This window comes from Intrasporangium chromatireducens Q5-1 (assembly GCF_000576575.1).
GTDB lineage: Bacteria > Actinomycetota > Actinomycetes > Actinomycetales > Dermatophilaceae > Intrasporangium_A > Intrasporangium_A chromatireducens.
Window position 1 is genome coordinate 1 of sequence record NZ_AWQS01000096.1, and the last position, 14,666, is coordinate 14,666.

The 14,666-nt window shown below is 69.7% G+C and carries 12 protein-coding genes; 7 read left to right on the forward strand and 5 right to left on the reverse strand.

Going from position 1 to position 14,666, the window contains the following annotated elements:
• The 5 genes from N864_RS12195 to N864_RS12215 form a co-directional block, all read left to right on the forward strand.
• Window positions 1-867, forward strand: an 867-nt coding sequence (locus tag N864_RS12195; RefSeq protein ID WP_034717045.1) for an FGGY-family carbohydrate kinase, incomplete at its 5' end; no start/stop codon positions are given.
• Between the two features lie 19 nt (window positions 868-886).
• Complete coding sequence (locus tag N864_RS12200; RefSeq protein WP_034717047.1) at window positions 887-1,126, forward strand: hypothetical protein; 240 nt, start codon at window positions 887-889, stop codon at window positions 1,124-1,126.
• A gap of 135 nt (window positions 1,127-1,261) precedes the next feature.
• Window positions 1,262-3,841 (forward strand): ATP-dependent chaperone ClpB, encoded by a 2,580-nt coding sequence (gene clpB / locus N864_RS12205; RefSeq protein ID WP_034717049.1) that lies wholly within the window; start codon window positions 1,262-1,264, stop codon window positions 3,839-3,841.
• A 134-nt stretch (window positions 3,842-3,975) separates the two neighbouring features.
• Window positions 3,976-5,412, forward strand: a complete 1,437-nt coding sequence (locus tag N864_RS12210) for a sensor histidine kinase (RefSeq protein WP_034717052.1) — start codon at window positions 3,976-3,978, stop codon at window positions 5,410-5,412.
• Complete coding sequence (locus N864_RS12215) at window positions 5,409-6,044, forward strand: response regulator (RefSeq protein ID WP_034717054.1); 636 nt, start codon at window positions 5,409-5,411, stop codon at window positions 6,042-6,044. Before N864_RS12210 ends, N864_RS12215 begins: the two co-directional genes overlap by 4 nt.
• Here N864_RS12215 and N864_RS12220 read toward each other — a convergent pair.
• Window positions 6,022-6,324: a DUF6907 domain-containing protein gene (locus tag N864_RS12220; protein WP_034717056.1), complete on the reverse strand. Its 303-nt coding sequence runs from the start codon at window positions 6,322-6,324 to the stop codon at window positions 6,022-6,024. The genes N864_RS12215 and N864_RS12220 overlap by 23 nt on opposite strands.
• 113 nt (window positions 6,325-6,437) lie before the next feature.
• Window positions 6,438-11,177 carry an OmpL47-type beta-barrel domain-containing protein gene (locus N864_RS12225; RefSeq protein WP_155892919.1) on the reverse strand — a complete coding sequence of 1,580 codons (4,740 nt, stop codon included), beginning with the start codon at window positions 11,175-11,177 and terminating at the stop codon, window positions 6,438-6,440.
• Window positions 11,178-11,419: 242 nt separating this feature from the next.
• Between N864_RS12225 and N864_RS12230 the strand changes: the two genes are divergently transcribed.
• Complete coding sequence (locus N864_RS12230; RefSeq protein WP_034717060.1) at window positions 11,420-11,938, forward strand: GNAT family N-acetyltransferase; 519 nt, start codon at window positions 11,420-11,422, stop codon at window positions 11,936-11,938.
• A gap of 45 nt (window positions 11,939-11,983) precedes the next feature.
• A complete protein-coding gene (locus tag N864_RS12235; protein WP_034717062.1) occupies window positions 11,984-13,126 on the forward strand; it encodes an FAD-dependent oxidoreductase in 1,143 nt (380 codons plus the stop codon).
• Between the two features lie 427 nt (window positions 13,127-13,553).
• On the opposite strand, the gene N864_RS12240 is transcribed toward N864_RS12235, so the two are convergent.
• The 3 genes from N864_RS12240 to N864_RS12250 all read right to left on the reverse strand — a co-directional run bounded on the left by N864_RS12240 (window position 13,554) and on the right by N864_RS12250 (window position 14,445).
• Window positions 13,554-13,835, reverse strand: a complete 282-nt coding sequence (locus N864_RS12240; RefSeq protein WP_034717065.1) for a hypothetical protein — start codon at window positions 13,833-13,835, stop codon at window positions 13,554-13,556.
• Window positions 13,836-13,928: 93 nt separating this feature from the next.
• Window positions 13,929-14,186: a Txe/YoeB family addiction module toxin gene (locus N864_RS12245; RefSeq protein ID WP_034717068.1), complete on the reverse strand. Its 258-nt coding sequence runs from the start codon at window positions 14,184-14,186 to the stop codon at window positions 13,929-13,931.
• Window position 14,187: 1 nt separating this feature from the next.
• The gene (locus tag N864_RS12250; RefSeq protein WP_034717070.1) at window positions 14,188-14,445 is read right to left on the reverse strand and encodes a type II toxin-antitoxin system Phd/YefM family antitoxin; all 258 of its coding nucleotides are present in this window, start codon (window positions 14,443-14,445) and stop codon (window positions 14,188-14,190) included.
• Window positions 14,446-14,666 lie beyond the last annotated feature (221 nt).

Below are 14,666 nucleotides of genomic sequence, written 5' to 3' on the forward strand. Positions count from 1 at the left end.
GTCGTCGTCGGCGCGGGCGACGGCCCGCTCGGCAACCTCGGGACCGGGGCCCTCGCGCCCGGTGTCGCCGGACTGTCGCTCGGCACGAGCGGGGCGCTGCGGCTCGTCGTCGACGGCCCCTACGCCGACCCGTCTCGCCGGCTGTTCTGCTATGCCCTCGCCGACGACCGGTGGGTCGTCGGGACCGCCATCAGCAACGGCGGCGCGGTCGTTCGCTGGGCCCGGGACGTCTTCGCCGCGGACCGGCCCGGCGCGCCGACCCCGCACCCGCCGGAGGCCGAGCCCGAGGTCACCGACGCCGAGGTCCTCGAGCTCGCCGCCGACATCGCCCCGGGGTGTGAGGGCCTCGTCATGCTGCCCTTCCTGCTCGCCGAGCGCGGGCCCCTCTGGGACGCCGACGTCCGCGGGGCGTTCCTCGGCATCCGCCAGCACCACACCCGGGGGCACTTCATCCGCGCGGCGGTCGAGGGAGTCGCCTTCCAGCTCGCGACAATCCTCGACGGGCTCGACGAAGTCACGCCGGTCACCTCGATCCGCGGCACGGGCGGCGTCTTCCGCAGCGAGCTGTGGCGGCAGGTCGTCGCCGGCGCCCTCGGCCGGCCCCTCACCATCACCGCCGGGGCGGAGGGGTCCGCGCTCGGCGCGGCGGCCCTCGGCCTGTATGCCGTCCACGGTGCCGACACGCTCGAGGGAGCGCTCGAGACGCTCGCCCCGGGACTGCTCGGCGAAGGCGACCCCGACGGGACGATCGTCGCGTCGGAAGCCGACTCAGCGGCATACCGTGCTGCTCGGTCCTCCGCCCGCGGGCGGCTGCGCGACCTCACCGCTGCCGCGGAGCTGCTGGCCGGGACGGTCACGCAGGACTGAGCCGTGCCATCCTGCGGGTGTGAGCTCGGAGCACCTGCTGATCTTCCCCGACCGCGACACGGCGGAGGAGGTGGCCGATGACCTCGCGGGGCGCGGCCATGAGGACGTGCGCGTCGTCCGGGAGGTCCTCGCCGGTGAGGACGACGCGGAGGACCACGAGTGGGCGGTGCATGTCCGCACCCGCGACGAGGCCCCGTATGCCGCTGAGCTCCGCACGCTCGCCACTGACCACGGCGGGTGGTACGACACCCCCTCGTGACCCCGCCGACGCAGTGGGTACGGGCGTGCGGGAGCGGGGTGAGCGGCATACCCGTCGGGGCGTGGAGTTGAGTGGAATAGGCTCAACTTTGTCACGGTTGAACGAAGTGAACTCTGATCCCGACCAGGAGAACGCATGGACCTTCAGCTGACCAACAAGGCTCAGGAGGCGCTGGCGCAGGCCGCGACGACCGCGGCGGCCAAGCACTCCCCGAACGTCGAGCCGGCTCACCTGCTGCTCGCGTTGGCAGCTCAGCCGGGCACGACGACCCCGAGCCTGCTCGAGAAGGCCGGGTCGTCCGTCACTGCTGCGACCGCGACGGCCGAGCGCGCCATGGCCGCGCTGCCCCAGGTGACCGGCGGCGCGCAGCAGCCGCAGCTGTCCCGGGGGACGGCCGCGGTCATCCAGCAGGCCCAGCAGTACATGACCGCGATGGGGGACACGTACGTCTCGACCGACCACCTGCTCCTCGCCCTGGCCCGGAGCGGGCAGTTCGGCCTCGACGCCGACGCGATCGAGCAGGCGATCCCCGAGCTGCGCGGCGGCCGGTCGGTCAGCTCGGAGAACCCGGAGGGCACCTTCGAGGCGCTGTCGAAGTACGGCACCGACCTGACCGAGATGGCCCGCGAGGGCAAGCTCGACCCGGTCATCGGGCGTGACTCCGAGATCCGCCGCGTCGTCCAGGTGCTGTCCCGGCGCACGAAGAACAACCCGGTCCTCATCGGTGAGCCCGGCGTCGGCAAGACCGCCGTTGTCGAGGGCCTTGCCCAGCGGATCGTCGCCGGCGACGTGCCGGAGAGCCTGCGCGACAAGCGCCTCATCAGCCTCGACCTCGGCGCGATGCTCGCCGGGGCGAAGTACCGCGGCGAGTTCGAGGAGCGGCTCAAGGCCGTGCTCGAGGAGATCAAGAACTCCGACGGCGAGATCGTCACCTTCATCGACGAGATCCACACCGTCGTCGGCGCCGGTGCCGGCGGCGAGGGCGCCATGGACGCGGGCAACATGCTCAAGCCGATGCTCGCTCGCGGTGAGCTGCGGCTCGTCGGTGCGACGACGCTCGACGAGTACCGCCAGCACATCGAGAAGGACGCGGCGCTCGAGCGCCGGTTCCAGCAGGTCTTCGTCGGCGAACCGTCGGTCGAGGACACGATCGCGATCCTGCGTGGGCTCAAGGAGCGCTACGAGGCGCACCACAAGGTGACCATCGCCGACGCGGCCCTCGTCGCCGCCGCCTCGCTCTCCGACCGCTACATCACCGGACGGCAGCTGCCCGACAAGGCGATCGACCTCATCGACGAGGCGGCCTCCCGGCTGCGGATGGAGATCGACAGCTCGCCGGTCGAGATCGACGAGCTGCGGCGCACGGTCGACCGGCTCAAGATGGAGGAGTTCGCGCTCGAGCAGGAGCACGACGAGGCGTCCCGCGAGCGGCTCGCCCGTCTCCGCGAGGACCTCGCCAACCGCGAGGAGGAGCTGGCGGCCCTCAACGCCCGGTGGGAGCAGGAGAAGGCCGGCCTCAACGCGGTCGGTGACGTCAAGGCGCAGATCGACGACCTGCGGATGCAGGCCGATCGCCTCCAGCGCGAGGGCGACCTCGCTGGTGCGTCGAAGATCCTCTACGGCGACATCCCGACGCTGGAGAAGCAGCTCGCGGCCGCCCAGGAGCGCGAGGAGCGCGTGTCCGAGGAGGAGCCGATGGTCAAGGAGGAGGTCGGCGCCGACGACATCGCCGACGTCATCTCCTCATGGACCGGCATCCCGGCCGGCCGGCTGCTCGAGGGCGAGACCGAGAAGCTGCTCCACATGGAGCAGGTCATCGGCTCCCGGCTCGTCGGGCAGACCGAGGCGGTGCGCGCCGTGTCCGACGCGGTCCGCCGGGCCCGGGCCGGGGTCTCCGACCCCGACCGGCCCACCGGTTCGTTCCTCTTCCTCGGGCCGACGGGTGTCGGCAAGACCGAGCTCGCGAAGTCGCTCGCGGACTTCCTCTTCGACGACGAGCGGGCGATCGTCCGGATCGACATGTCGGAGTACTCCGAGCGGCACTCGGTCGCGCGCCTCATCGGTGCGCCCCCGGGCTACGTCGGCTACGAGGAGGGCGGCCAGCTGACCGAGGCGGTGCGCCGCCGGCCCTACTCGGTCGTCCTGCTCGATGAGGTCGAGAAGGCCCACCCGGAGACCTTCGACATCCTGCTGCAGGTGCTCGACGACGGCCGCCTCACTGACGGCCAGGGCCGCACGGTCGACTTCCGCAACGTCATCCTCGTGCTGACGTCCAACCTGGGGTCGCAGTTCCTCGTCGACCCGCTGTTGTCGGAGGAGCAGAAGCACGACTCCGTCTTGGCGGCGGTGCGCGCGGCGTTCAAGCCCGAGTTCCTCAACCGGCTCGACGAGGTCGTCATCTTCGACCCGCTGAGCCAGGACGACTTGGCCCACATCGTCGACCTGCAGGTGCGCGCCTTCGCGACGCGGCTGCACGACCGCCGGATCTCGCTCGAGGTCACCGACGGGGCACGAGCCTGGCTCGCCGAGCGCGGCTACGACCCCGCCTACGGCGCCCGGCCGCTGCGCCGGCTCGTCCAGCGCGAGATCGGCGACCGGCTCGCCCGGGCGCTGCTCGGCGGTGAGGTCCGCGACGGGCAGACCGTCCTGGTCGACGTCGCCCCGGCCGGTGACGCGCTGACCCTGTCCGCGCCAGCTCCTGCTGCGGTCGCCTGAGGTAGCGGGCGGCCCGGGGCGGTTGAGGTACGTCGACCGTCGGCCAGGCCCGGTAGACCGCTGGCCTCCGAGCGGGATGAACCGGACAGCTCAATTGGCCACTGTTGAAGAAGCGATCACCCTAAACTCCCGACATGGGGCACGTGGGGGGGCCCGGTCCTCGGCGACCGGACCGGGGTGTCGCCGCGCTGAGCGTTCTGCCGACTCTGGCCGCGGCAGGGACCGGGCTTGCCATCACGGCCGCCATCGTCGACACGCCTTACCTCCTGTTCGCCTACCACGACGCCAAGCTGCACCTGGTCCTCGACGCCGCCGACACCGGTGTCGCGCTGCTCGTCGCCTACCTGCTCTGGGGGCGCTACCGCCGTAGTCGACGTCTGCAGGACCTGCTCCTCGCAGGCGGGCTGCTCCTCCTCGCCATCGCCGGTCTCGGCATGGCGCTCGCCCTGCACCTCCTCGGACTGGACGACGGGCGGGCCGACGTCTGGCTGCCTGTCACTGTCCGGGTGCTGGGGGCGTCCCTGATCGTCGCCGCGGCGGTGTCCGGAGTGCGGCTCGTGCGCGACCGGTGGGCGCACGTCCTCACCGCCCTGCCCTGGGTGACGGTCGCGCTCGGGCTCGTGCTCACCTATGCCCTGCGCGACGTGCTGCCCGTCGCGCTCGCCGAGTCGCCGCCGGTGTCGGCCCAGCGCCCGGTGATCGCCGGGCATCCGGCCCTGCTCGTGGCGCATGGCCTGACCGCCGCGTGCTTCGCCGTCGCGTCCGTCCTCTTCACGGTCCGGGCCGGCTCTGGGCCGGCCCGGCGCGACGAGCTGATCCGGTGGCTCGGCCCCGCCTTCGCACTGGCCGCCTTCGCCCGCCTCAACTACCTTCTGTTCCCGTCGCTCTACAGTGACTGGTTCTACACCGGGGACCTGCTGCGCACCGGTTCGTATGCCGTCCTGCTCGTTGGCGCGGCCCGGGAGATCAGCCGCTACTGGTCGGCGCAGGCCCGTGCTGCCGTCCTCGAGGACCGTCGCCGGTTGGCGCGCGAGCTGCACGACGGCGTCGTGCAGGAGCTCGCGTACATCCGTCTGGAAACGCTGACGTCAGTGGAGGATTCGGGGCACCGGGACCGTATGGTCGCCGCCTGCGACCGCGCGCTCGATGAGGCCCGTGCAGCCATCGACGCCCTCGGCCGCAGCACCGACGAACCGCTCGGCTTCGTCCTGCACCGTGCAGCGCGGCAGGTCGCCGACCGCTACCACGCCCGGCTCGAGGTCGAGCTCGACGACTCCGTCCACGCCGACGACGACCAGCGCCACGCCCTGATCCGGATCACCCGCGAGGCTGTCTCCAACGCCATCCGACACGGCCGGGCCGACCGCGTGCGGCTGCTCCTCGAGCGCGACGAGGAGAGGCGGCGACTCGTCGTCCGGGACGAAGGGATGGGTTTCGACCCGGCGACGGTCAGGCGCAACACCACTGGTTATGGCCTGACCAGCATGGAGGAACGCGCCTCGGCCCTGCGCGGGTCGGTCAACATCCATTCCACGCCCGGGGAGGGCACGACCGTGGCCGTCACCTGGTGAGCCTGCGCATCGTCATCGCCGACGACCACGCCCGGATCCGCGGGCGGGTCCGGGAGGCGCTGGAGGCAAGTGGTTGCGAGGTCTGCGGCGAGGGCGCGTCCGCCGAGGACGCCGTGCGCCTTGCGGTGGAGCACCGGCCCGACGTGGCCCTGCTCGACATCCACATGCCCGGCAACGGCATCCAGGCCGCCCGCCACATCGTCCGGACCACGCCCGAGGTCGTGGTCGTCATGCTGACCCAGTCGGCCGAGGACGACGACCTCTTCGACTCCCTGCGAGCCGGCGCGTCCGGCTACCTCCTCAAGGACACCGACCCGACGACCCTCGCCGACACGCTCCGCGGGGTACTTGCCGGAGAGGCGGCCATGCCGCCGCGGCTCGTCGCGCGCATCATGGACGAGTTCCGGGCACCGGCCAAGCGCCGCTTCGCCCGCCGCAGCGTCGCGGCCGCCAAGCTGAGCGCGCGCGAGTGGGAGGTCATGCAGCTGCTCGGCGAGGGGCTCTCCACGGAGGACGTGGCCCGGCGCCTCTACCTGTCGGCCACGACCGTCCGCGTGCACGTGTCGTCGGTGCTGAAGAAGCTGCGCGTCAAGGACCGCGAGAGCGCCTTCAGGCTCCTGCAGGGCGAGTGACTCCCATTCCCGCGTCGACGAGCTGCGTCAGCGCGTCGATGAGGGCGTCCGCCTCGTGCAGCGTGTACTCCTCGCCGCCCAGCAGGACGTAGGGCCCGTCCGCTTGCTGGGTCTCCGGGTCGATCGTCGTGCAGAGCCGCAGCGACACCCCGCGTACGAGCAGCTCGACGCTGACGTGGATCGCGTCGTCCTCTCCCTGCTGTATGCCGTGTCGCTGCACGCACCAGGTCGGGCAGCTCGGCAGCCGCACCGCCTGTTCCACCTTGGTCGTGGTGGTCATGACATCCCTCTCTTCCAGAGATGCGGTGTGTTGCGGGAAGGGCCCCGCGTCGTCATGACGCGGGACCCTTCCCTGTCCCCCTCAGCCCCCGGCGGGCTCAGGTTGCCGGTGCATCAACGCAGACCGATGTTGACGTAGTACGTCTGGCCGTCGTCGAAGGTGACACCGATCCGGTAGTAGTTGCCGCCCGCGCTGGGCGTCTTCCAGTTGTAGTTGTACTGCTGTGCCGTGGCGTCGTACTTGTAGTCCGAGCCGCTGTCGGCCGAGGCGGTGTAGACGCTCTCGTCGACGGGTGCCGACGTCGCACTGCCCTTGACTGGGCTGAGCCACGCCGGGGCGGCGACGGCTTGGACGACCGTGCCGTCAGCCTTCTTCAGCTGGAACTTGGCCGGAACCGTGCTGCCTGCCTTGAAGATGCTGGTGGACGCCCCGACCTGATGTGCCGTGTCGTTGATCGGCTGCAGGAAGCCGTCCCACCGGTAGATCACCTTGTAGCTGCCGGTGATCCTGGTGGCGTTGCCCGCCTTGTCGGTCGCCGTCGCGGTGTAGGTGAAGGTGCCCACCCCGTTGGCGTTGCCGCCACTGACGCTGACCTTGCAGGCGTCGACCCCCGAGATGCTGTCCGTCGCCGTGCAGGTCGCGGCCGGCACCGACCCGAGGGTGTAGGTGCCACCCTGGACATTGACGTCGGCCGTGGTGAGGGCCGGCTTCTCCTGGTCGATGTTGATCCCACTCACCGTTGCGGTGGCCGTGTTGCCAGCCTTGTCCGTGACGGTGCCGGTGGCGGTGTTCGCGCCATTGGTGGAGAGGACCACCGCGTCAGGACAGATGGCGACGCCCGAGAGCGCGTCACCGCACGTGAACGTGACGGTTACCGGTCCGACATACCAGCCGTTGCTGCCCTTCGCGCCGCTCGTGACCGCGCCGGTGATCGTCGGCCTGGTCTTGTCGAGCTTGACGGTGACCGAGTCCGTGCCGATGTTCCCGGCGGTGTCCTTGGCCGTACCGGTGACGACCTGGCCAGCCGTCTCCGTGCTGACCGTCACCGGCCCGCTCACGGAGGCCACACCGGAGCCCTTGTCGTCGTCCTTGGCCGTGAAGGTGACCGTCACGTCGGCGTTGTTCCACTCGTCGGCGTTGGGCACCGGCGACAGGGCGTGCGTCACCGTGGGGGCGATGTTGTCCCACTTCAGGGCGACACTGTTCGCTGCCTCGACGTTGCCGGCGTTGTCCACGGCCCAGTACTTGACCGTCCCGGCACCGCTCCCCGTGAGGGGGACGCTGACCGTCTTCGTGGCACCCGCGGCGACCTGCTCAGTGCCGCCGTCGATGGAGTAGTGGATCTCCTTGACACCGGACAGGCCGGGCTGGTCCGTCGCGGTCAGGACGACCTCTGCGCTCGAGCCGGTGCAGTACCCGTTCGTCGCGGTGCACTGGTTGTTGCTCGTCGTCGAGGGCGCCGTGCCGTCGATGTTGATGCCGCCGACCGTCTTGGCTGCCGCGACGTTGCCCGCGACGTCGGTCGCGGTGTCACTCGTCACTGACTGGTTGGCGCCATCGCCCTTGAGCAGCTTGCTCGTCGGGCAGACTGCCACGCCGGATCCCTTGCTCCCGTCGGCCAGGTCTGGGTCGGAGCACTTGAAGTCGACCGTGACCGCTGAGGTGAACCACCCGGCTGTGTTGGGCTGCGTGGTCGGAGCACCGGTGATCACCGGCGCAGTGCGGTCAATCTTGATCCCACTGACGGAGGCCGGGTCGCTGACGTTACCCGCCTTGTCCTTGATCCTGACGGGCCCGGCGCTGAGGTTCGAGCCCTCACCAGTGATGGTGCTGTTGCCCGGCTGCGAACTCGTGTCGATGCCCGACAGTGCGTCGTCGCCGACCCAGTTGACCGTGACGTCGCCCTTGTACCAACCGGCTCCGTTGAGGTCCGGCGGCACGCCGACCAGGGTCGGCTTTGTCTTGTCGATGTTGATGCCCGTGACATCGGTGCCGCTGTGGTTGCCCGCCACGTCGACCGCGTCGCCGTGGACCTTCTGGCCCGCGCCGTCGTTGCTCAGCGTGGTGTCGCCCGCGCAGCCGGCCACGCCGGTCTGCAGCCCGGAACCCACGTCGTCGCAGGTGAACTTCACGTCGACGGGGCTGTTGAACCAACCGGCCGCGTTGGCCGCACGGTGGGAGCCGTCAGCGTTGACGGTGTCGCCGGTGATGCTTGGCGGCACGGTGTCGACCTTCACGTCGAAACTCTGCGCCTTCTCTGGGTTTCCCGCCAGGTCCACGCTCCAGTACGTGACATGGTGCGTGCCGGTCGACAGGTCCGCGGTGAAGGGCTCGCCGTAGGTGTGCTGCTCACCGTCGATGGTGTAGTAGGTCGCCGCAACCCCGGAGCCGCTGTCATTGGCGGCGAATGCGAACGGGATACCGCTCTTGACGAACCAGCCACCGTCGAGCGAAATCGGGTTGACCACATCGGTCGTCGGAGCGGTCGTGTCAATCCGCAAGGTGATCGGCGTGCCGGCGGTCTCGACGTTGCCCGCGTTGTCCACGCTCCAGAAAAAGATGTGGTGCGTGCCCTCCGTCCCGTAGGAGAAGGGACCCACGTAGGTCTTGGCGGCACCGTTGTCCACCGAGTAGTACGTGGTGGCGATCCCGGAGCCGTTGTCCGAGCTGCTGAGCGTGACCTTGACGGCGTCGCCGTACCAGTCGGCGTCGTTGCCGTCGGGGACTGATGCGGTTGTGGTCGGTGCCGTCCGGTCGATCTTGATGCCGGTGACGGTCTTGGTGGCCGTGTTGCCCGCCACGTCCGTGCAGCTCGCGGTCGAGGAGAGGTTGTCGCCCTCGCCGCTCACCGTGTCGTCGGCCGGGCCGGTCGCGACACCCGAGAGTGGGTCTGTGCAGCTCCAGGCCACCTTGACGTCACCGGTGTGCCAGCCGCTCGTGTAGGAGGCGGAGAGCACCGGCGCCGTCTTGTCGACGTTGATGCCTGTGACGCCGGCCGTGGCCGAGTTGCCAGCAGCGTCAGTCACGGTGGCGCTCGCGCTCTGGTTCTTGCCCTCGCCGAGCACGTCGGCCTTGGGCGAGCCGCTTACACCGGACAGGGCATCGTTGGCGGAGTAGCTCACCGTCACGTCGTCCTTGTACCAGCCCGCGGCGTTCGGCTCGCGGTCCGCCTTGGCCGTGATCGTTGGCTTGGTCTTGTCGATGCGGACCGTGGCCGTGTCGGTGGCGCTGTTGCCCGCGCCGTCCGTCGCGGTGCCGGTGATCGCCGCACCGTCAACGTCGGTCTCGGCAGTCCGGTCGATGGGCGACGTGCAGCTCGCGAGACCTGAGCCGCCCTGGTCCGCGCAGGTGAACGTCACGGTGACGTCCTGGTTGGTCCAGACGCCGTCCTTGTAGGAGAGCGGCGTGAAGGCGTGCGAGATGGTCGGGGCCGTCCTGTCGATCTTGACGTGCGCGGTCTGCACTGCCTCGGCGTTGCCGGCCTTGTCCGTCGAGAAGTAGGTGACGGTGTGGTCGCCCTCGGTCGACAGGGTGAAGCTGGTGCCGTTCTGTGCCGCGCCACCGTCGATCGTGTACGTCGTCTTGTCGGCCATGGACAGGTTGTCCGTGGCCGCGAGGGTGACGGTCACGTTGCCGTTCGTCCAGTCGTTCGACGTGCCGCTGATGCCGGTCGTCGGTGCGGTGCGGTCGATATTGACGGCCGGGCTGCTGGTCGCTGCGGTCGTCAGGCCCGCGCCGTTCTTGACGGTCTGCGAGCTCGTCAGGCCCTTGCCCTCGGCGGTGATGGTGGTGTCAGCCGGCGCCGTGGGAATGCCCGACTCCGGGTCGGACGCGGTCCAGCGGACCGTGACGTCGCCCTTGTACCAACCGTTGCCATTGGGCTGGGTCGTCGGCGCGCCCGCCAGGAGGGGAGCCGTCGTGTCGCCCGCAGGAGCGGTGGAGCTCGTCGTGGCGGTGTTGCCGGCCTTGTCCGTAGCCGTTCCGGTGACCGTGACGCCGGGCTGGACCGTCTTGCTGTTCGTGGTCGAGCCATCCGCCAGACAGGTGGCGATGCCGGAGGATTGGCCACCGCCGGAGTTCGAGTCGTCACAGGTGAACGTGACCGTGGTGGTGCCGTCAGCGTTCTTCGTCTGGCTGGCTGTGATGGCCGGCGCTGCCATATCGACGCGAACCGTCACCGAGCCGGCAGCGCCGGCGTTGCCCAGGCGGTCGGACTGCGCCGACGCGGTCAAGGCCGTGATGCCGTTGCTCGACACACTCTCGGTCTTGAACGGCTGCGCCGTCGCGACGCCGGAACCGGCATCGGTAGCTGTCCACTTCACCGTTACGTCGTCGTTGTGCCAACCAGCCGCGTTGGGGGTCGGAGCCAACGCTGAGGCAATCACAGGGCCGGTGTTGTCTAGCGTGTAGGACGCCTGCCCGGAAACTGATGCCCCCGTGCAGATGTTGTTGTTGTTGAACTTGACGGATGCGGTTGCAGTGACGGACTGGACGCTGTCGCCCGCACCCGCCCGGACGATGAAGGTCCACGATGACCGAGGCGAATCCGATTGTTGATGCCCAGTGAAGGCGCCCGCGACGTCCACGCACTGGGTGTCCGCCGAGGTGTTGACGGTGAGCGTCACCGTCGCACCCTCCTTGGCATAAAGCGCGCCGCCCACCACGGCGGTCCCCGCCTGGCCACTGAAGGCCACGGTCACTGTCGCCGGCGCGGCGAACGTCGGCGCCACGCTGACGCCGCCGACCACCACGCCGGAGACCGCGGCCCCCGCGAGCAGCCGCCGCGCGACCGCCCCCTTGTCCCGTCTGCGACGAGACTGCGCCCCCCGAGGCGCCCCCTTTTGAATCTCCACCTTTGGTTTCCCCTTACCTGAACAACACGGGACTCGTGTGCATCGCCCCCGCGACACAGAAGCAACATATGGGCGGTTTTCGGGGCTCGGGACCGTCTCGGCGTTCAACCCACCAAACGCGAAGGCGCTCCACGCTCAGGCATGGCGTTCAAATGTATGAACGCCGCAGCGCTCGACTGGCGGTCCGGCGGAGCGGCGCAAACCCGGTCGCGCACATTGCCCTGGGTCGCTACCTTCGGCGAGTGCGTATCCGGGAGTATCGCGACAGCGACTGGCCCGAGGTCTGGCCCATCGTCGAGCAGGTGATCCGTGCCGGGGACACGTTCTGCTACGACCCCGAGCAGAGCGAGTCGGAGGCCCGGCGCTTGTGGGTCACGCCGCCACCGGGCCACGTGGTGGTCGCCCTCGACCGCGAGGAGCTGGTCGGAACGGCGAACATGTATGCCAACCGCCCCGGCCCCGGCGCGCACATTGCGAGCGGCAACTTCATGGTCGAGCAGGCGTCTCGAGGGGCCGGAGTCGGCAGAGCGCTAGTCAGCTACCTGCTGGGGTGGGCCCGAGCGTCCGGTTTCGCCGGCGTCCAGTTCAACGCCGTCGCCGCGTCGAACACCCCCGCCGTGCACCTGTACGAGAGCCTCGGTTTCACCGTTGTGGGGACCGTGCCGGGCGCCTTCGCCCACCCCTCCCTGGGCAGGGTCGGGCTGCACGTCATGTTCTGTGACCTGACGTCCGGGACCGGGGCGACTGCCGGCAACCGATAGGAGCGCTGTGCGGGCCATGCGGCCGGCCCACATTAGGGTGCCTCCATGACCGGCCGGAACCGCCTTACTGCGATCGTCATCGGGGCCGGAGCATGGGGCCTGCCCACCGCGGCCCAGCTCGCGCTGCGGGGGCACCAGGTGACCCTGATCGACCGGTATGGCGTGGCCAACCTGCTCTCCTCGTCGTCCGGACCGACCCGGGTCTGGCGGCACGCGGACGCCACCCCGGTGCTGTGCCGGCTGGGTCTGCGCAGTGTCGGCGCCATGGATCGACTCGCCGCACGGTCAGGGGTCGACGTCTACCGGAAGGTAGGCGTCCTCTGGCGCGACCACGATCCCTCCGGGCTGCTGACCACGCTCCGGGAGGAAGGCGTCGACCACACCGAGGTGGACGCAGCCGACGTCGGGCGCTGGCTCCCGGGTTTGGTCCCCGACGACCGACCTGCGGTGTGGACGCCCCTGGGCGGCTGCGTCCTCGCCGCCGCCTCGTTGGCTGCCCAGGAGAAGCTTCTCCGCGGTGCCGGCGGTCGGGTACTACGCGACGAGGTCGTCGGACTCGACGCGAGCCGCGGGGCCGTGGATCTGCGTGACGCCGGCCGGATGACAGCCGACACGGTGGTCGTCGCCCCCGGGCCCGGTGCGGTGGCGCTGCTGCCGATGCTCGACGTCACCCTGCCGCTGGTGCCGCAGCTGGAGCAGGTCGTGCACTTCGGTTCCCTCGACGCGCCGCACCGCTACGACGACGTGCCGTGCTTGTTCGAGGGCGAGTACGGCGGGAGCCCCGGCTTCTACTCGATGCCCACCCCGGGCCGCGGCTACAAGATCGGCCTGAACGCGCAGGTGCGCGAGTGGACACCCGAGGACCTCGACCGCACACCGTCACAGAAGCGGACCGAGGCGACCGCCGCCGAGGCCGCCCGACTCGGCTTCATCACCGACCCGGTTCTCGACGCGCAGATCTGCAGCTGGACCGACTCACCCGACGGCCTGTTCGTGGTCGACCGGATCGACCGCGTCGTCCTGGCCTGCGGTGACTCGGGTGCCGGGTTCAAATTCTCGGCGTTGATGGGCGAGGTCCTCGCCGATCTCGCCGAGAGGGCCGATCCGGACGACGACATCGCCTCACTAGGGCTGACGCGGTTCGAGGGGCCGCCGGTGCCCACTCGCCGCCGCGGCCACTTCATCTGAGGACGGGCCTCCCACCCCGGCGACGCCGAGGCGTTGTGGTCAACGCGGCACGGCGCGCTCGCGCTTGGCGACGAAGGCGCGACGGTCGAGGTGCGCGGGCCACCGGGACGGTCGAGCACGTCGGTGAGCGGCAGACGCTGATTCAGCTCACCGCTCCGGTTCCCGGAATGCTAAGCGTCTTCGCGTGGGACGGCGACGTCGGGCGTGGGCGCATACCTGTTCCCCGAGAAGCCGCGGACTACGTGCGATGCGAAAAGCCGGCTCGGCGAGCCGGGCTGCTGGGAATCTCCGTCCGGGCCAGATCTTCTACCGTTACTGGGACGGCACTGCCCATTGCACTTCGCCCACTGTGGCATCCCACACCGCCGCCAGTCGACCACCCCGAGGGCAGGCTTGAGTCCAGGTCGCCTGAGGCTGACGCGTGCCTTCATCGCTTCCGTGGTGCTCCCCGCTCCCACCAGTCGTCCGGACGGAAATCGCGGATGAAGTTGGCGATGGTCTCGACGTCCGCCAGATTGCAGAACTTCCAGAGCTCCTTCGCCGCGCGCGAGTACTGGAAGATGACTTGGTCGATCTCGAACGCATCCAGCTCGCCGGCGCGGTAACGGTCGACCTCAGCGCCCACCCGCTGTACCAGCAGGGCCAACTGGGCTTGGTGGTACACGGCCACAGCTTCGCGGGCGGCCCGTCGCTCTGGCTTGGTGGACACCGTCTGAGGCTACGCGCACAGGCCGAATGCCCCCGCTGTGATAGCCCGCTCCGCCCTGCTGTCGCAGGGCGTGTCCACCCGCAAGGCGTCGCGCTATCCGTAGTGGTAGCGACAGGCGGCGATCCTGACCTCGTCGTCGACGACTTTGTACACGAGGCGGTGCTCATCGGTGATGCGTCTGGACCAGTAGCCCGCGAAGTCATGCTTGAGCGCTTCCGGCTTGCCGATGCCCTCGTTGCCGTTGCGTTGGATGTCTGCGAGCAGCAGGTTGATCCTCTTCAGGACCCTGCGGTCTTGCGCTTGCCACCAGAGGTAGTCCTCCCACGCGTTCTCGTCCCAGACGAGCAGCACGTCAGTCGGTCTCGATCAGGTCATGACCCTTACCGCGGCCAGCCTCCAGACGCTCCATCGCGTCGAGGAGGCGTCGGGCGTTGGCGGGTGAGCGCATCAGGTAGGCCGTCTCCCGGAGGGACTCGTAGTCCTCGAGGGAGACGATGACTACGGGCTCATGTCCCGCCCGGGTGATGATGACCTCCTCGCGGTCGTTGGCCACGCCGTCGAGTACCTCGGCGTAGCGGGCCCGGGATTCCGTGTAGCTCATCGTCTTCATCATCGCCTCCTCCTGTACAGGAAAGTGTACGTCGGTATGGGTGGATCGCCAACCGAACCCTGAGAGCGGCGCCACGCTCCGGTCCGCTGGTCAGACCACGAGCCAAGCGGATCTCATCGCGGTCGCGGAAGTGCGTCTATTCGCCGCCTGTCGACCGGTGGTTGTTCCACGGGCATGCCGATGCGAGCTCGGGTCGGCATCGCATGGTGGGAGCATTTCAG

Coding starts and splice junctions, on each gene's coding strand:
- N864_RS12250 (WP_034717070.1), bottom strand. CDS start 14,445: ATGAAGACGATGAGCTACACGGAATCCCGGGCCCGCTACGCCGAGGTA.
- N864_RS12220 (WP_034717056.1), bottom strand. CDS start 6,324: ATGACCACCACGACCAAGGTGGAACAGGCGGTGCGGCTGCCGAGCTGC.
- N864_RS12235 (WP_034717062.1), top strand. CDS start 11,984: ATGACCGGCCGGAACCGCCTTACTGCGATCGTCATCGGGGCCGGAGCA.
- clpB (WP_034717049.1), top strand. CDS start 1,262: ATGGACCTTCAGCTGACCAACAAGGCTCAGGAGGCGCTGGCGCAGGCC.
- N864_RS12210 (WP_034717052.1), top strand. CDS start 3,976: ATGGGGCACGTGGGGGGGCCCGGTCCTCGGCGACCGGACCGGGGTGTC.